15 protein-coding genes are annotated in these 22,248 nt (G+C 39.3%); 8 read left to right on the top strand and 7 right to left on the bottom strand.

What is annotated here, in order from left to right:
* Positions 1-10: 10 nt before the first annotated feature.
* From ACKTS5_RS15015 to ACKTS5_RS15000, 4 genes are all read left to right on the top strand, one after another.
* Positions 11-8,896 carry a LamG-like jellyroll fold domain-containing protein gene (locus tag ACKTS5_RS15015; RefSeq protein WP_408044711.1) on the top strand — a complete coding sequence of 2,962 codons (8,886 nt, stop codon included), beginning with the start codon at positions 11-13 and terminating at the stop codon, positions 8,894-8,896.
* A 226-nt stretch (positions 8,897-9,122) separates the two neighbouring features.
* Positions 9,123-9,689, top strand: coding sequence for a Crp/Fnr family transcriptional regulator (locus tag ACKTS5_RS15010; protein ID WP_408044710.1), 567 nt, complete (start codon positions 9,123-9,125; stop codon positions 9,687-9,689).
* Between the two features lie 393 nt (positions 9,690-10,082).
* Positions 10,083-10,661 (top strand): Crp/Fnr family transcriptional regulator, encoded by a 579-nt coding sequence (locus tag ACKTS5_RS15005; protein ID WP_408044709.1) that lies wholly within the window; start codon positions 10,083-10,085, stop codon positions 10,659-10,661.
* Positions 10,662-10,722: 61 nt separating this feature from the next.
* On the top strand, positions 10,723-11,154 hold the full coding sequence (locus ACKTS5_RS15000) for a carboxymuconolactone decarboxylase family protein (RefSeq protein WP_408044708.1): 432 nt from the start codon (positions 10,723-10,725) through the stop codon (positions 11,152-11,154).
* 24 nt (positions 11,155-11,178) lie between these two features.
* On the opposite strand, the gene ACKTS5_RS14995 is transcribed toward ACKTS5_RS15000, so the two are convergent.
* Positions 11,179-11,841: an MIP/aquaporin family protein gene (locus ACKTS5_RS14995; RefSeq protein WP_408044707.1), complete on the bottom strand. Its 663-nt coding sequence runs from the start codon at positions 11,839-11,841 to the stop codon at positions 11,179-11,181.
* 270 nt (positions 11,842-12,111) lie between these two features.
* Positions 12,112-12,834 (bottom strand): hypothetical protein, encoded by a 723-nt coding sequence (locus ACKTS5_RS14990; protein WP_408044706.1) that lies wholly within the window; start codon positions 12,832-12,834, stop codon positions 12,112-12,114.
* Between the two features lie 325 nt (positions 12,835-13,159).
* On the opposite strand from ACKTS5_RS14990, the gene ACKTS5_RS14985 reads away from it, so the two are divergent.
* From ACKTS5_RS14985 to ACKTS5_RS14975, 3 genes are read left to right on the top strand one after another with little or no spacing between them, the layout of a single operon-like run.
* Complete coding sequence (locus tag ACKTS5_RS14985) at positions 13,160-13,366, top strand: hypothetical protein (protein WP_408044705.1); 207 nt, start codon at positions 13,160-13,162, stop codon at positions 13,364-13,366.
* 47 nt (positions 13,367-13,413) lie between these two features.
* Positions 13,414-15,039 carry a tetratricopeptide repeat-containing sensor histidine kinase gene (locus tag ACKTS5_RS14980; protein ID WP_408044704.1) on the top strand — a complete coding sequence of 542 codons (1,626 nt, stop codon included), beginning with the start codon at positions 13,414-13,416 and terminating at the stop codon, positions 15,037-15,039.
* Position 15,040: 1 nt separating this feature from the next.
* Positions 15,041-15,709 (top strand): response regulator, encoded by a 669-nt coding sequence (locus ACKTS5_RS14975; RefSeq protein ID WP_408044703.1) that lies wholly within the window; start codon positions 15,041-15,043, stop codon positions 15,707-15,709.
* A gap of 598 nt (positions 15,710-16,307) precedes the next feature.
* Here ACKTS5_RS14975 and ACKTS5_RS14970 read toward each other — a convergent pair.
* Positions 16,308-17,447: a hypothetical protein gene (locus ACKTS5_RS14970; protein ID WP_408044702.1), complete on the bottom strand. Its 1,140-nt coding sequence runs from the start codon at positions 17,445-17,447 to the stop codon at positions 16,308-16,310.
* A 231-nt stretch (positions 17,448-17,678) separates the two neighbouring features.
* Between ACKTS5_RS14970 and ACKTS5_RS14965 the strand changes: the two genes are divergently transcribed.
* Positions 17,679-18,608: a carboxypeptidase-like regulatory domain-containing protein gene (locus ACKTS5_RS14965; protein ID WP_408044701.1), complete on the top strand. Its 930-nt coding sequence runs from the start codon at positions 17,679-17,681 to the stop codon at positions 18,606-18,608.
* 44 nt (positions 18,609-18,652) lie between these two features.
* On the opposite strand, the gene ACKTS5_RS14960 is transcribed toward ACKTS5_RS14965, so the two are convergent.
* The 4 genes from ACKTS5_RS14960 to ACKTS5_RS14945 all read right to left on the bottom strand — a co-directional run bounded on the left by ACKTS5_RS14960 (position 18,653) and on the right by ACKTS5_RS14945 (position 22,059).
* Complete coding sequence (locus ACKTS5_RS14960; RefSeq protein WP_408044700.1) at positions 18,653-19,588, bottom strand: SDR family NAD(P)-dependent oxidoreductase; 936 nt, start codon at positions 19,586-19,588, stop codon at positions 18,653-18,655.
* Positions 19,575-19,985: a DUF4345 family protein gene (locus ACKTS5_RS14955; protein WP_408044699.1), complete on the bottom strand. Its 411-nt coding sequence runs from the start codon at positions 19,983-19,985 to the stop codon at positions 19,575-19,577. Before ACKTS5_RS14955 ends, ACKTS5_RS14960 begins: the two co-directional genes overlap by 14 nt.
* Before the next feature lie 70 nt (positions 19,986-20,055).
* Complete coding sequence (locus ACKTS5_RS14950; protein WP_408044698.1) at positions 20,056-20,922, bottom strand: helix-turn-helix transcriptional regulator; 867 nt, start codon at positions 20,920-20,922, stop codon at positions 20,056-20,058.
* 3 nt (positions 20,923-20,925) lie between these two features.
* Positions 20,926-22,059, bottom strand: coding sequence for a helix-turn-helix domain-containing protein (locus ACKTS5_RS14945; RefSeq protein ID WP_408044697.1), 1,134 nt, complete (start codon positions 22,057-22,059; stop codon positions 20,926-20,928).
* Positions 22,060-22,248 lie beyond the last annotated feature (189 nt).

The following is a 22,248-nucleotide window of genomic DNA, read 5'->3' as shown; positions in this document are numbered from 1 at the left end:
ATTTTGAGGAATGAAATTACAGTTTATAAAGTATAAATTAGTACTGCTATACGCCTTTTTTTTAGGGAGTATAGCCGTGCAAGCACAAGAACATCCCCCTGTATTTATATTGACAGGGGCTCATGAGTACAATTCTCATTTCAATACCGGAACGAAGTTGACGGATCAACTGATAAATACGGGAGAACAAGGTAAGGCTACAGTTGAGTTTTGGTTGATGAAAGCCGATGGAAGAACGGTACCAGAAGACGGATATTGGCGCTTTTCAAATTTAAAGCTAGGAGCAAATCGATTCCGTATTATGGGAACCGATAAGCGAATGTTTATCAATATTGCCGGTACACAAACAGAACTAACCTTAGGAAAGCAAGAGCGTTTTTGGAATAATGCCTGGCATCATATTGCATTGGCAATTGATCAAAAGAGACAGCGAATGGCGATTTATGTAGATGGAGAGCTGATCAAAAATTTAAGCTACCCTGCTAATTTTTCACCACAGCTATTGTATTTCAGCGCCATTGCTGGTGATCGTGTTTCCATGGCTGAGTTTAGAGCTTGGAATCGCTTGCGAACACCTACTGAAATAAAAAGAGAACGCTTTGTAACCATCGCTAATGAGAGCATATCAAATTTAAAAAATTTGAATTTAGGCGGGCTGGTGGTTGCCTATGCCGGAAATAAGCAAAAGGAAGAAAAACTCACCTACTCGCCAACGGAAAGATTATTGTGGTATAACATGCTATCGTCAGGAGTGGCTGATAAAAGTAAACCCGCGTATGGAAACGTAACGAGTAAAGTGAGATTCAGCAATAAGCAAGAAATTGAGCTCGCTCAACTGCGCACTGATACCGATCATCCAATTTACAGTTTAAAAGATGTCATGCTGAGTGCATCCATAGGTGATGCAATGAAAGGGAATACAAATTATATCGAATTAAAGTGGCCGCATATTAAAGGAGCTACTCGTTATATTATTCGCAGAAAACAAGCAAATAATCCGTTGGATAAGTTTACCACTGTAGATAGTTATGTACCGAATTCACAAGAAGGAGTTTCGAGCTATTTGAAATATCGAAACGACCGCGGAATATTGCCGAACGAAATTTACACCTATGAAGTGGCGGCCGAAGGAGTACCAGGAAGTAAACCTGGTCAAGCCAATGGTTTTGTGTTCTCAAATGGGATTGTCAAAGGGGCCATAGCGAGTAGCGAACGCATAGCTACTGAAGGAGCATTGGTTGCTGCAGCCTTATCTACAGGTGCTGTACCTGGACATAGTTTGCGATTTGAAAAAGGAGCAAGTCCCATAGTCATAGAAAACAGTACCCGTTTGAGTAGAAGTAGTGGTGCTGTGAGTATTGAATTTTGGTATCGCAATACTAGTAATGCTACTGGAACAAATACCGTATTAAAAATTGCAGATAGTGAAGTTCGTGTAAATAACTCGACCGTAAGCTTAGTGGCAACAGCGGGAGGTGAGCAAACCTATCTCAGTGCTGCAAAACCGAATGATACGGAATGGCACCATTTTGCTTTTGTACTTACGAAGAAAGGAGGAGCCCTGTATATAGATGGAGGTAAGAAACAACCTTTAAATAAAAAGGAACCGATAGTGCCTAATGCCGTAGCTAAGGTTCCATTGGTGAATGATTTAAGTAGAGATCCTGAGTTTTACTTTAATGCGAAAGCCAGTACGTCTTATGAATTTGATGAGGTACGTTTTTGGGATGTGGCAAGAACGACGGAGCAAATTTTTAACAATTACAAGTTAGTACTCGGAAATACTACGAGCACTGATTTAGCACTGTATTATCGCTTTGATTTAAACGATCCTCATGGGGTGTACAATCAAGCCTTGAGAACGGTAGGGAAATTTGCTGGAAAATCATTGACGAAGTTAAAACCAGCAGAACAACCTTTTGTATGGAAGCAAGAAAAAGGAGGCAAGAAAAAAACGCCTATTGTTTACGGTGTATACACAGACGCAAAAGGAGGGTATCGTTTTACTAGTTTAAATATTGGTAATCAGTCGGCAGGAGCAGCATCTAATGCAATTGCGTATAATATAATACCTTCTAAGCCAAACAATGAGTTTTCACCCAAATTAACAGCTAGAGATATTCCGAGAACCCTGAATCCAGCCGAGCCAAGTGCTACACTTTTTACGAATATCTCACAGTACGATATAACGGGAAAAGTTATGTATTTAGCCCAAGTGGAAGGACAGGCAAAGCCCGTTGAATTTCCAACCGTTCAGAATACTACAGTAAAATTAAACGGGAAGGTTGTAAATAGTAGTGAAAAGAATTCTTTAGTGCGCACCAACAATCAAGGAGTGTATAAAGTATCAGGCGCTCCGGGTAGATATGAAGTGAGCATTGGACAACCTCAGTTAGACAAGGCTAATTTGGGAACGGATCGCATCAGTCTCGATTTTAAATCGGATGGATATGCACAATCATTTGAAGCAGTGGAGTATGCCCGTGCTAAGCAAAACGGTTTTGTATGGTCGGGGTTTGTCAAAGCCGATGTTGTGATTGACGATAAAAAGCCTGTAGAAAGAAAAGTTCAAACGGTATTACATTGGGGGAAGTTACGCTTAGAGTTGAGGATGGAAAAACGTCCGAAGCTCGTTGTGATGCACGATGGTACTGAATTGCTGACAACGGTGATAGACAATGATGGACAGTATCGATTTTTTGCGTTGACGTATAACGGAACCACTAATAATCTCGGTTTCTTGGTAAATACAGATTATCAAAATACAAGCCTAAATATCCGAGATACTTCAGCAAAAGTTGTGTTAGGAGCTACCAAGACAGCAGCCGATTATTCAAAGTATGCACGTGCTAATATGGATATAATAGAGTACCGATCTGAGCACTATACCGTTGATGAGTTAGGAAATATCAAGAATGGTAGTGTGGTTAAAAAAGACGAACAGTCGTTGCTACTCTCATATCGTTTTGAGCATACGGAAGGAAATAGGGCCGTGAATTTAGCACCTACCTTGACGGGAAGAACAAACAATTATCTGACATTACATCAAGGGGCACAGTTCAATAATGCGAGTAGTTCTAAGTATCTCCGAAAGTTTGAGTTTGAGTATCGTGCCTATAAGGAGGGCGATGCAAAAGCACTGGTCAATCCAGCCAACGATAAGGTGTATTTATTTAATTTGCTAGAGCCAGCGCTCAACATAAACTTTGAGAATACTACCCGTCGAACGTTTGTCGGTAATATTGTCATCCCTTGTAATAATAATGTTGGAGATTGGGAAGGAATTATCGAGCGTACCGATGTGGCTTTTCCAAAGTACCAAAAGAAAATTACAGCCAGTAATTTTAATGTGGAGAAAAATATGTTCACGGTACACGATTTAGTACCGGGGCAATACAGTGTTACCCTTACCCGCAAAGGTACTGCTGATGTTATCAAGTCGGCGGTAATTGATATGAGAACGCAGAACAGCTCTTATGATTTTCTGTACAGAAATCAACTACAGGCTTCTGTTGAGTTGTACAGTCTTACCAAAAAAGAGTTTGATGAGATTGATGAGATGAAAGACCAACAAGCTCGTATCGCGGCTTTCCAAAAAGCTAAAATTACTCCGACCTGTGGAACGGGTGCTAGGGTGTATAAATTGGTAGCAGGACAGTCCATTTTAGCCAAAGTAAATGTGTTTGAATCTTATCCGGGGAGTACTTGTCCAGTAGCAAATGCGACGGTAAATTTATCGGGTGATATGATCATTCGAAGAACCGAAGGACTTTCAGAGAAAACAGGGGTAAAGTCGTTCTTGACTTCTGTAGGATCACCAAATTTTAGCGGAAATTATCAGCGTAACCTTGCCTTGACGGTGAATCATAAAGGAAGGACTTTGACGACCAATGTTGCCGCTTATGTCACTGGAGCACGTAGAGGAAATCAAGATTTTACACTGCTAGATCCAACGGTAGGAATGGTGTTGTACGATCCTCCGGGAAGTAACAGTTCAGCAACCTTGAGTAGAGGAGCGAATTACAGTTTTTCTAAATCGGTTGTTGGAGGAAAAGACATCAGTACAGATACTTCGATAACCCTGGGTTCTGATATTTCAAACCAATTTGTAACCTTGGCAATTGCAGCACCTTTAGGTGTAGGAGCAGGACAGGGAATTATCTATACAGCAGTAGAGTCAGAAGCAAAATTTACAGGGAAGATTAAAGCCGGTTTTACCTACAGACATACCAGTCAAAATAGTTTGAACATGGCTTTAACGCAAGAAATTAGTACTTCTGATGGAACTACCTATACAGGTGAAGATGCCGATGTTTTTGTCGGAGTTTCAAGGGTGTTGACCTTTGGTACCGGTAAAACTCTAGAGGTAGGAAACGATTGTGTTCCAAGAGTGTTAACGGATAAAAAAATTATGTCAGCAGACAATTTTACACCATTTGTTTATACACGTCAAGATATCGAAGACAATTTATTAAAAGACCTGAGAGTGTTATTGATAAAAAAACACGATGAGTTGTTCCCTCCTTCAGCAGATGCCAAGAAAAAGCGTGAAAATATGGAGCGTAAGGAGATAATAGCCGGATTTAAAATTAATAAAGAGGATAAAAATATCGATAAAAAACTGCTCAATTACGTTTATCAGATTGAAAGCTGGGAAGGTATTGTAAAACGCAAGACACGTGCCGAAAAACTCGCCTATCTAACAAACAAAACGACTACTTTTGAGAATACTACTTCCGACTTGAAAACCGTCGGAAACGATCGCAAATCAAGTGTTACTCAATTGGATAATCAAATTTCGTTTAGTGGAGGTGCGAGCACCACGTATAGCCTTGAAAGATCCAAAAGTCAAGGAAGTGGTAACTCAGGAGGCGCTACCATTGGAGGTGGTAAAACCTTTAGTAAGGATTTGAATCTCGCAGGTGTTGCCTTTAGCTTACAAACAGATTTGGAAATCTCAGGGCTCATTGAAGGTAGTAGTAGTTCAGAGCATTCCAATAGTCGTGTGGATAAGTTTACCCTAGCTGATGCTGACGCAGGAGATCATTTTAGCGTTCGTATCGGTCGTGATAAAACCTATGATACGCCGTATTTCTATACGGTGGCAGGAAAGAGTATGTGTCCGTTTGAATCCGGAACTGCTTCACGAGTGGGTGTGGAGATTGCCATTGATAATAATGTGAAGTACAAAGCAGGTGATGGCGTAATTGAATACGAATTGACCTTGAGAAATACTCAAACGGCTCGTGACGATACAAAAAAGACTTATTATGTCGGAATGGTGGGGTCGTCAAATCAACGAGCACAAGTATTCCTGAACGAATCGCCTATTTTTGAGCCAACCACCGCTTCTACCATTAGTTTTGAACCTGTGAAAGGATCAGATACTGGTGTGAAAAAAGAGGTAAAGGCCATCTTAAAAATCAAACGAGGAGAAGGAGAACCGGAAACCATATCGTATAAGGATATCAAAATTAAAATATGGGCAGATTGTGAAAAAGATGATTACGAATCGTACCGTGTTGATGAATATGCTGAGATAGGTATTAAACCTGTTCACGTAATTCCGGTAACGGCACATTTTACAGGTGCTTGTGTGAATAAAATAGAAACGACGGCCCCTGGTAACAACTGGGTTGTAAATAATACGAAGAATAACAAGTTAAAATTCCGATTCCGCATTCCGGAGTTAGTGGCCAAAAAGCTCGACGATAATTTTAAGGTGGAACTTCAGTATACACTTCCTGGGAATGACGATGATGTGAAAAAGCTAAAAGTATTGTCTATGCAAGAACTCAAGGCTAATATGGATAAGGATACCGGTTTTATTACGTATTTAGCTGATATTTCTGGGCTGTCTGACGGAGCCTACCGCTTCAGAATTGCTCCGAAATGTGATGATGGTGGAGCGAATCTACCTGCAAATAGCAGTAATCCAACGACTTTTGTTAACGGAAATATCAGACGAACTGCACCGGTAGTTATTCAAACCAATCCAGTAAATGGAGGGGTGCTAACAGCAGGAGAGATTACGGCAGTATTTAACCGTGCCATTAACCCGCAAACAGCGGTCAATAGCAGTTTTTCACTTCGTGGAATTTTGGGTGGATTGCCGAAAGATTTGATTGCAGCAGATTTTGATACCAAAGCTGATTTTGTAAAAGTTCCGCACATACCTGAACTTTCAATTGCAGAGCGACAACCATTTACCATCGAAATGTGGTTAAAACCTAAGGCCTTACCATCGGCTGGCACTGCGACGATTTTGAAGAAGGGAGCGAACTATGAGTTAGCAATTGCATCGGATGGAACTCTTGTGGTTAACAAGACAATCCGTGCAGGAAAAGCACTAAAATCGGCACAATGGACCCATGTAGCTGTAACTAGAAATACGGCCGGTGATCTGAAAATATATTATAATGGCGTTTCAGTAGGTGGCGGTCAATTACCATCGGTTACAGCGAACGATGAAGCACTTTGGATTGCCAAAGAAGAAGGCGGACAATCTTTTATCGGAAGTATTGACGAACTTAAAATATGGACCAAAGAGCGCGAAGTTCCGGAGTTGGTAAAACACATGGATAAACAACTCGTTGGAAATGAATTGGAGTTAAAAGCGTATTTTGCCTTTGATAACAATGCCTTAAAAGGTGTTGGAGCGCGACCTGATGAAGCGATCCGAGATTATACTGGAAATGCCATAGGAACTACGGCAGCTGGATTGAGTTTTACACGAGGAGTGGGGAATGCTGCTCCGTTAGATGTAACTAAAATTGCCAAAAACGTACAGTTTCAAATTCTCGTTTCGAACGGAGATACAAAAGTACATATTAAGCCAGTGCTCGACGCTTCTTTTGTGGAGGGAGCAAAGCTGACGGCAATGGTACTCGGCAATCGTTTAGAAGATCCCTTTGGAAACAAAGTTTCGGCAAAAGCATGGTCGTTTATAGTCAACAAGAACACGATTAAATGGAGTACCAATAATGTGAGTGTTAAGCAAACTCAAGGAGTGGCATCTACGATTGATCATGTGAATTTCGACAATTCAAAGGGAGGTTCGGATATCAAACACCGCTTTAAACAAATTCCATCCTGGTTAACAATTCAAAAAAACGGTAAGAAGGTTGCACCAAATACTTTTCTGACCTTAAGAGCAGGTTTTGTAGCGTCGGATCTGAGCTTTACCGTAGCGCCGTACTTAAATCCAGGAATTCATGAAACGGATGTCTATGCCGAGGTGATTCAAACTATTGGAGAAGTTGATACTACCATCGGAATTGAATCGTTTAATCTGAACGTAGAGGTGGCTTGTGCAACTCCTGACTTTGCCGGTGATTTTAATCAAGGATCATTTATTGGGAATATGAGCTTAAACGCGAAATTAATGATAAACGGAACCCAGTCACTGGATAGTAATGATATAGTTGCCGTATACAAAGACGGACAATATCGAGGTCAGGCAACCGTGGGAGACGATGGTCTTGTTCGATTGGCAATTTACGGAAGCGCCGTAGAAACTGGAGCATTGACCTTTAAAGTTTGGGACGCCTCAGAATGTACTGAATACAGTGGAGTGGTTGAACGATATACCTATCAAATTCGCAAGGTATTAGGAAACTTAACCCCAGTGACCTTAACTGTGGGGTCGAAACTTTCGAGAAGAATTTCCCTGTCTTCAGGGTATCAGGAAGTGAGTTTTAACCTCCGTGACAATGCGAGTGGATATGCGCTGTCATTAAGTGCGATAAAAGGTTTGGGAGCCGGAGATCAACTATATCGAGCGGACGATTTTAAGTTGCTTGCCGAAGCGGATGCTCGTGGTCGTTTGATTCGCAAGCCTGACGCTACTGATCTCTTAGACGTGCGAAAAGCGTATATTGTTAGGTTGACCTCTGCTAAAATTAAGTTTATAACTGTTGAGGGAGTAAAAGTACCGCTTACAACTGATGTTGCAATTGCTGGAGGGAATGCCCAAATGAGTATCCCGTATTATCCAAATTCGTTACAAACGATTCCGATTGCTTTGAGTTCTCTAAATGCTACCACCGTGAGTATTGGTGATCGCATAGAGCGACGCACGCTTCACGCGGTATATACGGCTGAAGGTTGGAAAGGAAGTTTAACGCATTTGACCCCGAATTTAGGGTATTTGTATACAGCGAAAAATCCAGGAGTGCTCAATTACAGTGGAATAGCCTCAAGGGCAGGAAACAGGATTCCAAATACTGAAACTCCAAGTACTGATAAGGAACGTATATCATGGGCAAAATCACTGCAATGGCAAGTAGATGAGCAGGCATATCCGCGATTTATGTATGTGGTTGGTCAATTGGACTCAGAAGTACTTGATACAGATAAAGAGCATCTCATAGCTGCTTTTGTAGGAAAGGAAGTACGAGGAGTTGCCAAGCCCGTACGCATTGATGACCAATGGTACTATTATATCGGAATTGGAGGCGTAGCTGCTGAGGAACTGAGTTTTAAACTCTTTGATGGAGAACAAGTGGTTGCACTAGAAAATCGTGTTCCTTTTAAAGTTGGTGCTAAAGGAAGTGTTGTGAACCCGTTTGTATGGCAGCATCGAGAAAAAGGCGATACCAACGAAGCGACAGCGCTGAATTTGGGATACAATTTGCTGCAAAACGAGCCAAACCCAATGAGCACCACTACGCGTATCCGATTTAGTGTTGCCAAGGCTGAATGGGTAGATCTAAGTGTTTATAATTTGCTAGGGCAAAAAGTACAAACACTGCATTCAGGAGTTCTAGAAGCAAATACCTGGCATCAAATCCAATGGAATAGTAGCGATGCGAGCGTTTCGATAAAGCCAGGAATGTACATTTACAAACTGACCACAGCAACGAAACAAATTTCGAAAAAGCTGTTAGTGAAGTAAGTAAACCAGCATTACTTGTTTATAAGTAAAGGAAAGGAGTCGCTCACGAGAGCGGCTCTTTTTTGATGGATATATAAGAAATACTGCTTGTAGGCTTCTTTGCTATTTCCTAAATTTGAAAATGAATACAGCCCTTGTATACCAAGGGCTTTTGACTGCACCATCAGAAAAGAAATAGCGGTGACTACAGAGTAGTATTGCGCGAAAAAGAATCTAACGACAACCTATGAACTTACGAGAGTATATCGTTGAATTTTACCAAAAAGATTTTACGGATAAGACCTATCCTTTTGAGGTTAGGAAACGACAAGTAAAAAAGGGAACAGTCATCCTTCCGTATGGTAAGGTTCCAACAAAATTTTACTTTTTAAACGAAGGAATTGTGGAGATAAAAGTGCTAGCTTCTGGTGAGGATGAGAAAACCATGTTGTTTCAGTTTGCCAATTCTTTTTTTGGGTCTTATGTGGCAGCACTATCAAAAATCCCGTCCGTGATTCAGTGTACTGCAATTTCGAATTGCCTATATGAGGAGTTTACTTTTGATGCATACCAAAAGGCCTGCGAACATTCTTTGCTGGTGAATAAAATAGGAAGAATAGAACTCGAAAAGAATTTTTTGAGAACCGTGCAACGAGAACAAGATTTTCTGACGAAGTCAAAAAAAGAGATGTACCTCGATTTGATTTCTAACAATCCCTTAGTATTGGAAAAGATTCCACTTAAAAAAATTGCCAATTATCTAGGAATTTTGCCCGAAACCTTGAGTAGAATTCGAAAGCAGGTCATTTCTTGACTTCAAGTCAATTTTGGGCTGCGTTTTTCTGTAGATATTTGCCGAAGTTAAGGTTTGTGTTTCGGTAGATTGTTGATTTTAAAATTGTTTGTAATACCTTTTAGCGAAACTAAAAGATTAAAAAGAATTGACTTTTCATAAAGTTATACTTTTTATGATGACAAGAGCGAATGAACTTCCCTTGAATTATTGCTTCATGACAGCACTATCCCTCCCGATCCCCCTTTTCCATCTTGTATTGTGGTTCCATTATAGCGTAAAGCGAATAGTGACAATGCGAGAACCGGGAGGCGATGGTACTGTATTGAAAGGGTAGAGATCGCGTTTTCTGAGGAAACAGATTGAGGTAAGTACAGGAAAATAATTCACTATTTTAGCACTATGCGAAAAGAAATGTCACTCCTAAAAAAACATGTTGAGTCGGTAGTTGGAAAAGCAGATTGGAGCGGGAAATCCTTAGAGTATTCAGCGTTTTTTGAACTGAAAATGTTTAAAAAAAAGGAATTGCTCATGAGTGCTGGAGAACGAAATTTTCCACTTTTTTTTGTCAGTTCGGGCTGTCTACACATGTATTTTGAATCTGAAAAAGGTAGCAAGCAAACAGTGCAAATGGCTATAGAGAATTGGTGGTTAACCGATGTTATGGCCTTTGTAAAAAATCGATCTGCCGATTTTAGTATCCAAGCGGTAACTCCAGTGACGGTTTTGTGTATTTCTAAAGAAAACTATGACCGCTTGCTGGAAACGTACAGTGATTGGAATCATTATTTCAGAAAAGTGTTCGAGATTGCTTACGGAGCTTCTTTGCTGCGAATGAAGTACCAATACGCCTACACAAAAGAAGAACGGTACCGATATTTTATCGCGCAATACCCTGAATTTGAACAACGAGTGCCTCAGTACCTACTCGCGTCTTTTTTAGGGATAACCCCCGAATACATAAGTGAGCTGAGAGCAAAAATACGTTCTTAAACCAGCTTAAGAAAATTGAGCACTACTTCCAATAGTTTTGTTGAAAGTAAAATCAATTTTTATGAATCAGCGATTAAATATTTATCAAGAGCAACCAGAAGCCTTACAGGGAATGTTAACCTTGGAACAGTGGATTGCGCAGAGTGCCTTAAGTAAAAGAGAAGTTTCTTTAGTTAAACTGAGAGCTTCTCAAATAAACGGCTGTTTGTATTGCATACAAATGCATGTTCATGAGGCGGTCAAGGCCGGAGAATCCGAGCAGCGTTTGCACCAAGTGGTTGCCTGGCGAAAGGCAAGTGTTTTTTCTGATGAAGAACGAATACTGCTATTGTTGACCGAAGAAATGACCACCTTGAGTGATGAAGGAATTCGGGAGGAGTCCTACGAAAAGGCTTTGGAACTGTTGGGAGAACAAAAACTCATTGCTGCCATCATGACCATAACTGTAATCAATGCTTGGAACAGAATAGCTATTGCCACCAAGCTTCACTAACAATGCAAAAATCACCGTTTGGTATTAGGCGGTGATTTTTGAGTTATGATGGAGGTACCTGTTTAACTTATAGACAAGCGCTACTAGGGTAGCTCCTGCTATTGGAGCTGTACAATAAATCCAAATTCCATTGTAATTCCCTGATACCAGAGCTGGACCAATACTTCGAGCAGGATTGAATGAGCCACCACTCAAGGGACCTACAACCACAACTCCCAAATAAACGAGTAGTCCGAGGAGTAAGCTCGTGGTGACTAAATTTTCTTTAGTGCGTTCCGAAGCGATCAATACAGCAAAGAGTAGTGAGGTCACTAAAAATTCGAAAATAAAACTAATTGTGATCCCTGCCGTGGGTAGGGTTTCTCCTAAGTGAGGAGCGGTCGGAAATAGTAGGTATAATACACTACTGGCAAGCAAGGCTCCAAGCAACTGTACAAGGATATAAAAGCATGTTGTACTCGGTGCTAGTAGCCCTCGAACACAATTTGCGATGCTCACTGCAGGGTTGAGGTGTGCACCTGATAGCGGTCCTAAAAGATACACTAGAAAAAAAACAGTCAGTCCAAAAACGGCAGCAACTCCTTGGAGCCCTAGCACATTTTCGTGGGTGGTGTTTATAATGGTAGCACCAGTTCCGATAAAGACCAATAAGAAGCTTCCGATAAATTCAGCGAGGTATTTTGTCATAAAATAGAATTTTTTTTTTGACAAAAGTAACAGGACTTCTACACGGGAGTAGCTGTTAAAAGTTCAATATTTTATGAATATGGATCGGAGTTTTGAACGCTTTTTAGAAGATACATTTCGGGAGACTTAATTTGGGGGAATTGCATGAAGAATTACGAGTAAAGTTAGGGGTAGGAGCTAGATATTTTATGGGGGATTAAAGATGCTTTAGTAAAGTAATGGTATTATTTCATTGAAAACTTGTGGATTATGCTATCGTATTCGCTGTGCCTAGGCATATTTTTTTTGAGGCGTTACCTCAAGTTGTTTAAATTGAAATTCATTGAGGTACAACGGCAATTGGGAATTCGCATTCCAACTATTAAGTTGCTGACCAGCTCCGTTAATTACTATGTAGTAACGGATTTGTGTAGTACCAGAGCGCAGTTCAAAATTAGTATCGTTGCAATTAAGGCAGCGATCACTGGTGAGTATTTTGCTATCGGGAAAATGAAAATCTCTAAAATTAGTTTCTTGTTCCATCATCCACGCATCTTTCCGAATCCATAAAATAGCAATCAAACAAATAACCAAAGTCATACTCACTGCCGCTGCATAAGATTGGTAAACCGATAGCTTGTTGCGGAGTTTGTGAAACGGCCTTAGGTTTTCATGTACTTGTTGTTTGTTTTTTTCTTTTGAAATAGGACTGGCTGTTTCCATGCGGTGATGCGTGTGAACGTTGTGAGTTTCTACCTGCGTTTTCTGATAGCTGCTGTAATTTTCGTACCCCAAATAATTGCACAGAGCTCGCAGTACTTCGGGGCGCTTTATACAACTCGGTTTCTTAAAGGCTTCTCGTAAACTCTTATCCCCGTAAATCACATTGTATTCATCCAGTAAATAGGTGGACAGGTACTGTGAAGTTTTGGTTCTTGAAATAGGAGTTCCTAATTCTTGTTCTACTTCTACTTTAGTTTTTGCAAAAGCTTCTTGAACGATTTGTTGGTGCATAATATTAAGTTTTAAATGGTTAAGTTTTGGGAAAATTCAGGGAAATACACTTCCTAAATCTTTCTCATTAGTTTCCTTTTTAATTCCTGATTTCTTTGAGTAATCGCTGTTGCTTTGTACCGGAATTTACGAAGCGATATTACTAATTTATTGCTAGTAACTTCTCCACTAGTAGCGATGGACTTGTGTCTTGAATTTGGAAGTACAAGACGTTTTTCTCTCCCTACTAGACTTCCAAAAGGCCTAATTAATGTGCGCAAACACATAAAAACAGTTCGAGTTACGCTCGATAAAAAAACAGTTGTCTAATAATTACAATTACAAAATGAAGAAATTAACCCTAATAATGATTGCGGTTTTCCTCAATGGAATGCTCATCTCTTGTACTGATAATGATGAAATATTAACCCAAGCTGATACTAAATTAACCAAAGAAGTAAAAGCAAGCACAACCGAATTACAGGAGGATTGCTGTAGCGGTGATGGTACCATATTACCTCCACCACCACCTGATAAACCAACAAAAGATTAGTTGTTAAAAGTAGTAACACTCTATCTTGGAATTAGTATTTTAGGGGAATGAAAAAAGGCAAAATTTCATTCCCCTATTTATTGTTTTTTCTACTTTGTTTTGTTCAGGTTTTTGGACAGGTAGAAACTGATACTATTACGTATTATCAAAAACTCGTCGGAAATCCTCATGGCGAGAATGATTTGGTAGATTCCTTCCGATTTTTTGATTCCTTGTACCAAAAGGCCGAAGCTGAAAACGATATTCGTTACATGGTAATGTGTCTTATTTATCAGTCTGAAATTGAATTTATGCAAGGATATTTCGACGATTCCGAAGAGACGATTATGTTGGGACTGGAGCAATTGGAAAGCGAAGATGAAAGTACCTACATCAAGACCTTAAAAGTAAGTTTATACAACCAGTTAGGTAAAATTGCCAAAGGCCGTAACAGTTATATCGAAGCAAAAAACTACTACAATACAGCTTTGAAATACGCGTCAGGTGGAGCCGATAGCAGTATTATCCTGAACAATTTGGCCTCTGTGTATCGGGAAGAAGGAAAGAAAAGTGAAGCCTTCCTTCACATGAGTAAAGCCTTGCAGAAAGTCGATACTACAGACTTGGGATCTTATTCCCTTTTATTGGATAATTTAGGCCTTTATAAATTGCGGTTCACAGAAGGAGAAGGAGAAAGAGAATTGTTGCGAGCATTGGAGTTGCGAGGCGATGAAATATTTAAATCGAAACGCTATTCTTCCTATGAAAACCTTGGGAACTTCTATTTAAAAAATGGTGATTCCGCTAAGGCAAAAGAAATGTTTTTTAACGGGCTCTCCGTGGCAAGTGATTATAATAACGACGATTTTACGATTCGATCACTTGAGAATATTTTAGCTTTGAGTACCGATTCAATTGCTAGAAAGTATTCCGAGCTCATCAGAGGAAGGTCTACATTAAAAAGCAAGCAAAATGTCAATTTTGCCTACCTAAAATACAACAAAGACAAGGAGAAAAAGATCGCTGCAGAGGAACGAGAAGCACGGATTTTATATCAGACTTTAGGAGTCTTGGTTTTTTTCTTGGCCGTAATATCCTACTTTTTTTATCGTCAACAGCACAAAAAAAATCTCGCCGAAAATATCATAGAAACTGAAGGACGAATTTCCAAAACAGTCCATGATGTTATTGCTAATGATCTCTATCAGGTCATGAATAAAATGCAGAATGCAGGTACCGTAACCGATGAAATTTTAGACGATTTAGAAGGGGTTTACAATAGAGCGCGTGATATTTCAAGAGATAATTTCGTGATTCAAGAGGATATGGATTTTCTCGAAATTTTAAACGACCTATTCAGCAGTTATAAAACCGATGAGATTTCAGTAATTACCAAGAATTTGTCTATGATTAATTGGGACCTGCTGCCCCTTCTAAAAAAGAACGTCCTGTACCGAGTATTGAAAGAATTACTTACCAATATGGCAAAGTACAGTGAGGCTTCACTGGTGGTCATTGCCTTTAAAGATACAGGGAAACATATCGAAATTAAATACAAAGATGATGGTATTGGGTGTCATATTTCAAAAAAAAATGGATTGATAAATGCGGAAAACCGTATTCATTCTATTAGCGGAAGTATTACCTTTGAATCGGAGCCTCGAGAAGGATTTGTTAGCAAAATTATTATTTGATATGTTTAAGAAAGTTTTGATTGCTGAGGATATGGATGATATCAATAAAGGTGTCTATGCTACGCTCAAAGAAATGGGAGTTCGGCATATCGATCAGGCACAGTATTGTGACGATGCTTATCTTAAGGTACAAAAAGCAATTGCCAATGGAACACCCTACGATTTATTAATCACAGATTTGTCGTTTAAGAATGATTATCGCGTACAGTATTATACCTCAGGATTGGATTTGGTTAAGGCCCTACGAGAAAAAGAAATTGCGATTCCCGTTATTGTGTATTCCGTCGAAGATCGATTACAACCGGTGAGGACATTTATCAATATCTACAAAGCAAGTGGTTATGTTTGTAAAGGACGTCATGGATTAAAAGACTTAGTACGAGCAGTAAATCAGGCCTATAGTAGTGAGGAACCGTTTTTGTCGTTCTCCGTTGAAAAAGCCTTGAAAAGTTCTGAGAGTAATGATATTAATGATTACGATATTCAATTGTTAAACCAATTAGCGAAAGGACATTCCCAAACTCAAATTAGTGCAAACTTTGCCAAAAATAATATCAGTCCGAATAGCTTGAGCTCCATTGAGAAACGTTTGACGAAGCTCAAAGATATTTTTAGAGCAAACAATTCTGCTCACCTCGTAGCGAAAGCAAAAGATTCTGGATTTATCTGAATCAGATTTCTCATTTTTTTAAAAGTTCAACGATTTATACAAAAAAAATTAATGGCCTTACGGGAAACCGTAAGGTTTTAATTTTTTAGAATGTTAAGTTTGAGTGTTTTTAGTGTATTGTGTATTTGGTACAAGAGTTTTACACCTAGCAAACTATTCGTTATTCTATTATTTGTTGTTGGTTTTGCTAGTGCAATTACATACGGTTTTCACACCGAAAAGGGGTAGGAATTTCACCGTGAAAACTGCCGATATCAACGGTACTCAAAAAGGGAAATTGATGTACAAACAACCGTGACTAAAGGGTTTGTAATTTGTTTAGTGTTGAGTCTGATTAAAAATCAATTACTACTGCTACAATGGCTAAAAACGAATTAGTACAGCAACCGGTATCGAGGCCTTCTCTGTGGAAGGTCTTCGGTACATTGTTCTCCGCTAATTTTGTTGCTATTTGAAAATCACCGTCGAACTGAATTTTTTAGGAAGCTTAGCTTTTTCCCAATTGCTTGAGCGCTATTTCCGATCCAACTTAATGGAATTAAAAAAGCCAACTCCGATAAGGAGCTGACTTTCTTCGAAAAACAATTAGTAAAAAACACTAGTTGCAACGACTAAGAATTGCTGTAAATTCCTGGTCATTGCTAATTGTTAAGCCTGTTTTTCCACCTAAAGAGAAATGAACAGGATAGGTGAGGTTAAAGCGATCGTTTGCTTTAATGCCATCTAACAAGTTGAAAAGATCCGTATCGGAAGTTAATTCCTTCGATTGTTGATTGAGATTTGCAGTTATAGGGTATTCCAAAACAAAACAATCGTCCTTGTCAATCGTAGCATCAAAACACATGTCGAAAAGGGCTTCTAGTTTATTTTGTGAGTATACATAGCGCAAACTGTTATCTGCCATTTTTAGTTGTATCGGAAATTGGAGTGCAGGCTCTTTCGTTTTGTTTAAGCCTTTAAAGTATTTTAGCAATGCCGCTTTATCATTCATTGTAATCGTCTTTCCTCCTTCCAAGGCATTTATAGGGTACTGAAATTCAAAACAGCGAAAGCTGTCGAGAAAGTCGTAGTTTGCAATGCGACTGCAGTCTTTGTATAAATTGTCAAACTGTTGACCGTCTTTAACGTTGATTACTTGTTTTGTCGTAGTGTAGGTAACAGTCATTGGGTACACAAAGTCAACTTTGGTCGGGTCTGGAATTTCTCGGTAAAAAGAGCCCATTTCTAGTTCGTTAGCAACGGATTTTACCAAATTTCCGTCGGTAAGTTGCAGCGGGAAGTTTAAATAAAAACACGATGAAATGCGTTCCTTACAGCTGTCGTAAGCAGCATTGAGTTCACTGTAGTTGTTAATATCCGCAGTTTCTCTGCTTCCTCCAAAGTACTTTACTTGGATAGGGAATACAAAATAGGAAACAACTCCTGGATTGAGACTTGCGTAAAAGAGCGCTAGTTCTTCGTCGCTGTTCATGGTTATAGTGCTACTGCCCTTAGTAACTTTGAGTGGGAAAACATATTCAAAACAGCTATAGGTAGTGATACAACTACTGACGAAGTTTTCTTCTCCTTTGTTAGGTTCCTTTTCATTAGGGCCCACCAGTTTTTTGAGTTGAGTAATAAGTTGGTTTTTTGCAGGATCCATCGGAACCGTGACTTCATTACTGTTACAGGAATTAAAAATGCTTGTGAGTAACAACACTAAAATTAAGCTACTCTTTTGTACTAATTTGTCATACATAATTTTGAGGGTTTAAGGGGGTGTTTTTTTGTTCGTGCAATAAACGGTTGAATTAGATAATCCCCCAGTATTACCCTACCAGTTAATTGTTAAATCCTACCAGTTTGCTATTGTTTATAAACCTGTGTTAAGAGCTAGGTATGAGAATTGTGAATTGATATAGAAAATTATAACAGTATTTTTAGAAAACGAGAAAGGATAGTTTTTAGTTTTGAGAAAAAGACAAAAACTATGAATGAGAATTATTGGTTTCTTTGGATACTTTTGGCAAGTACTTTAATAGCTCAAGCACAACAGCGGTCGAAAGGTATTTACGTAATCGATGCAGAAACCCAAAAACCCATTCCTTTTGTAGCTGTAAAGAACAGCAGAAGCAATGAGGGAAGCTATACAAATCGATCGGGTCGATTTGAATTACTGGAGTTCCGGCAATCAGATACTTTATGTATTAAACACCTCGGTTATGAAGCTAAGAAAATACGTATAGATCAACTCAAAGACACTGTAGTAGGACTGTATCAACTACCCGTAGAACTCGATGAAGTTGTCATAAATACGAAACGCTTGCATCCAAAAACAACGGTGTTGGGCTATGCCAATAAGTCCAAAATTTTAACTTGGTATATGCAGCCCCAAATGGAATTTGCCGTATTGCTTAAGTATCATAAAGCGTTGACAAAGGCAACGATAAAGGAAATTCAGATTCCAATTAATACAAAACAGCTAGGAGCCAAGCGAGAGAAAAAGAGGAAATTTCGAACTGCATTTCGAGTACAGGTATATGAAAATAACGATGGTATTCCAGGGAAATCGTTGTTGCAACAGCCTCCGATGGTAATTTGCAATGAAAAATCAGCTAATTTGTTAAAAATTCAGTTGCAGCAGCCATTTCCGCAGTTTGGAGCCGAAGGCGTTTTTATAGGAGTGGAAATGTTGGGGGCCATAGATGATGCTGGGACTGTACGATACCAAGATCGAGGAAGACAGATTTTACCTGGGTTAAGGTTTACACGTAAAAACAAACGCCGGTTGAGTACGAAGTCGTATGTAAAATATCCCTTTTTAGAAAATACTTGGAAAAGCATTGCTTCCTTAACACATTTTGAAGATAAGGGATATAAATTGGCAGCGAGTATTGTGGTGGTCTATGATCGGAAGTAGCTCCCCTCCCCAAACAACGCGGTGTTTTTAGGGAGGGGAAGAAACTAAGATGCTTGAGCAAAGTTTTGAATGGCTTGATAAGCATGGTTTTGTAAATCCTGATCTTCCAATTCAGGAAAAAGCGCTCCCTGATCTACCAGAGCTCCGGTGAGTACGTTTTTTTTACTGGCATAGAATTTTCCACTTCTCAGATCGGGATTGTTCAGTGCGTTCACAAAGCGTTGTGCACCTTTTTCTAAACTGTGAGACAGCCCTAATAGCGGCATAATTAATGGCATTCCTATATATTTAAAAACGAATCGTTGAATGGGAGGAAGGTCGTTCATTCCTTCTGTACCTCGTGTTCCTCCCGGACTTATGGAGAGAAATGTAAATTCTGGATGTTTACGAGCCATCGCAGACATCCACAGCGTTCCGGCAAGTTTAATATATCCGTATACTTGCATCGCATCAAATTTGTTTTCAAAAAATCGACCGTCGTAAATACGAGTGAATTCTTCGGCAGATCCAGAACTTAGTTCAGGACGTTTCATCCCTGTTTGTTGTATCCCTCTTGCGGCTTCTGAGCTCGCAAAAAGTACTGTTTTCTTGAGCTTGCCAGCCCGAATTAAGGAGTCCACGAGAATTACATGCCCCAGTAAATTGCTGGCAGTAATGGTCGTCACACCTTCGGGGGTAAGTTTTTCAGGAGTTTTCCCCCCGATACCTCCGGCATTTAAAACAACGGCATCTATGGCTTCCGGTAATTCATGTACCGCTTTTTTTACGGTAGCCGGTTGTGTCGTGTCGACTGAAATAATTTCAAATTTGTGACTTTTTGTTTGCTTTTCTAAGTCGCGTTGTGCTTGACGAGCTTTTTGTGCGTTTCGACACGCCAAGTAAATTTTTTTGGTGTTGGGTAACAAGGCTAGTTGCCTGGCGGTGTCTTTGCCGATTCCGGAGTTCGCTCCGGTGATAAGGAAGGTTTTAAGAGTGGTCATGAGATTGTTTTTTAAGGTGAATACTTAGTAGTACGATTCCGAGGATTCCTAGTATAAATTCTAAGGCAGTAGCTTTGACAAGACTATCAACAGGCATACCATCGAGGAGTATACTGAGGAGTCGACCCAAACCGATGGCTAAAAAACTCAAGGGGGCAATAATCGTGGCGGTTTGTGTTAAATATCGGTTTACTACGCCGCTTAACGTAAGCAAGGCAGCAACTAAAAGTAAGGCAGCCGAAGCTCTTGTTTCGTTTAGTAAATTGATGTTGTTTCCTAAATCGATACCTGAAGCCGCTTTGATCATTTCAGGAAATAACAGGGTGGATCCTCCGATACCGAGTAACAGGAGTCCCGTTATCGAGAGGTAGGTTTTGTGAATGGTGGTAAATTTCATAATTGTACTCGTTTAGTTTATTACTTACTGGAGCAAAATTCCTGAAATTTGGGGTCTAAGGATTTACAGTTTAGGTCAAAGGCTGATCATTTTGGTTCAATCGGTAAGCAGAGGGTGAAATTGCGTAAATGGATTGGAAGTTACGATTGAACGTAGTAATAGAATCAAAACCAACATCAAAGGCAATATCGGATATTCTGTATTCCTGCGATTGCAGTAGCTGGGCTGCGCGTTCAATTTTTTTTCTATTTAGGTATTTTTTAGGACTTTCATCAAACACCTCTTGAAATTTTCTTTTAAAAGACGACAGACTCAGATGGCAAAGTGTAGCCAATTCTTCCAGGCTTAAGTTCACGTACAGATTGTGTTGTATTGTGGAAGCAAAGGAGCTGTGTTGAGGTTTAAAAAGTCCTGCCAAAAAATCGAGTTGGGACGGAGCTTGTTCTAATTTACTTATTAGTAAAATGAATTCTTTAATTTTAGTCTTTATAATTTGAGCATCTGCCAATTCTGGATGGTCGAGCAATATGCCAATACTCGCTTTGTAGTTTTCTAATAGCTGATTTATTGGGATTTGCTTCAGGTTATAGGTGCTTTGATGGTTCGATGTGGAGAGGTCGAACTCAAAGATTTCTTCAACCAAAGAGGGGTATAGGAAAATACCGATAGATTCAACAGGATTGTTGCAATCGGCAGCCTGTGTTGTAGGTTCGAAAAAATAATTGAGACACTTGGCCAACATTCCCATTTTGGGGTTTAACTTCAAGTAATCTTCCTGACCACGTACCGCTACTTCTCCTTGATTTACAAACATAAAACAGGCTTCATTTTCAGCGTACTCTTTTAGGGTTCTACTAAAATAGGGCATGGATAGCTTTATAAAAACTATCCGGTCTTTATAACGGAGTACCTGCTCTTTGAATTCTGTAATGGCCATGGTTTAGGAGTTACTTGAAAGCTGAGTTTTTCTGTATTGCGTCGGTGTTTGTTGTGTCAACTTTTTGAAAGCGTGATAAAAAGTAGCCTTGCTATTGAAGCCGACATCTAAAGATATGGCAAAAATGGTATCTGGCTTCTCTTCAAGTAGTTTCTTTTTAGCCTCTTCTATGCGAAATCCATTGATGTAGTCAGAAAAACTCACCTGTTTGTTTTCGTTAATGGCTTGAGAAATATGTGGTACAGAAGTATCCAAACGGCTGGCCAAATTATTGATTTTAAGCTCCGATGATAAGTAGAGTTTTTCTGCGAGTACCAAATCATTTATTTTTTCAAACAGTGCCAGTGAGTTATTTAGACTGGAGCGTTGGTATTTTTTGCGTTCGTTTTCTGGCAAATCGTTATAATCACCCGTAAAGGCGAATACAGGGAAATACATCAGCGAGTAGATAAAAACGAAAAAGTAAAGCGTGTACAAAATGGGTTCCGTAGTAAATACGAGTTTAAAGCTTACCATTTTAAATAACAGCAGTAGTACTTGCACAAACATGGCAATGATAATACCTATGTTGATGAGCAGCATCCAGCGGACCCAGCGAAGGTAGATGTCTTTTTTAGTGTCGAGTTCTATCAATAAAGGTTGCGTTGTGAACAAAACAAAAGCGCGATAGATAAAAAAGATATTGATCAAACACGACATCATATAGTCGTAAATACCGTATTGTATAATCGGTGAATCGACATTTTCTAATAGCTCATAATACGATTCGGAGTCTCCTAAGATACGAACGGCATAAGAAAAGAATACGACCTTGCAAAGTGCGGTAATTCCCAATAATAGGAGGTAAGGCTTGAAATTAACGTTGCGGTTGATCAGTGTAGAACTAAAGTACAAAAAGCTGATACCGACAAAGTGAAAGATGATAAAGAAAATAAAGTCGACAAACAACGGAGTGTTGATTCGATTGATTTCCAAAAAAGTCGTAATGGATAAGAGGGTATAAATAACAACGATGAGCAACAAACTCTTTTTAACTACCTTTTTTCGCGTAAAGTTGTTTCGAGTTGATAGTATAAAAAAGCTCAAGAACAATCCTAACAAGGTACAAATAGTAGGAAAGAGTTGGGTGAATTTCATAGATCCGGGCTTAGATGTTCCTACAAAAATAAGATTCTTCAACTAAAAATGTCCATTTTTATAAAATTGAATACAGTAGTGTGTTAACTAGTTGTTTTTAAGGGTTTTGTTAAGGGGTGTAAAAGTGTCTAATATTATAAAATACGACAATTATACAAGGAATGATTCCTAGTTTTGCATCTCAAATTT

It is taken from the genome of Tenacibaculum litopenaei (assembly GCF_964514025.1).
GTDB classification, from domain to species: Bacteria; Bacteroidota; Bacteroidia; order Flavobacteriales; family Flavobacteriaceae; genus Polaribacter; species Polaribacter litopenaei.
Note: the sequence above shows the minus strand (reverse complement) of the source record. Positions and strands in the feature narration are given on the sequence as shown.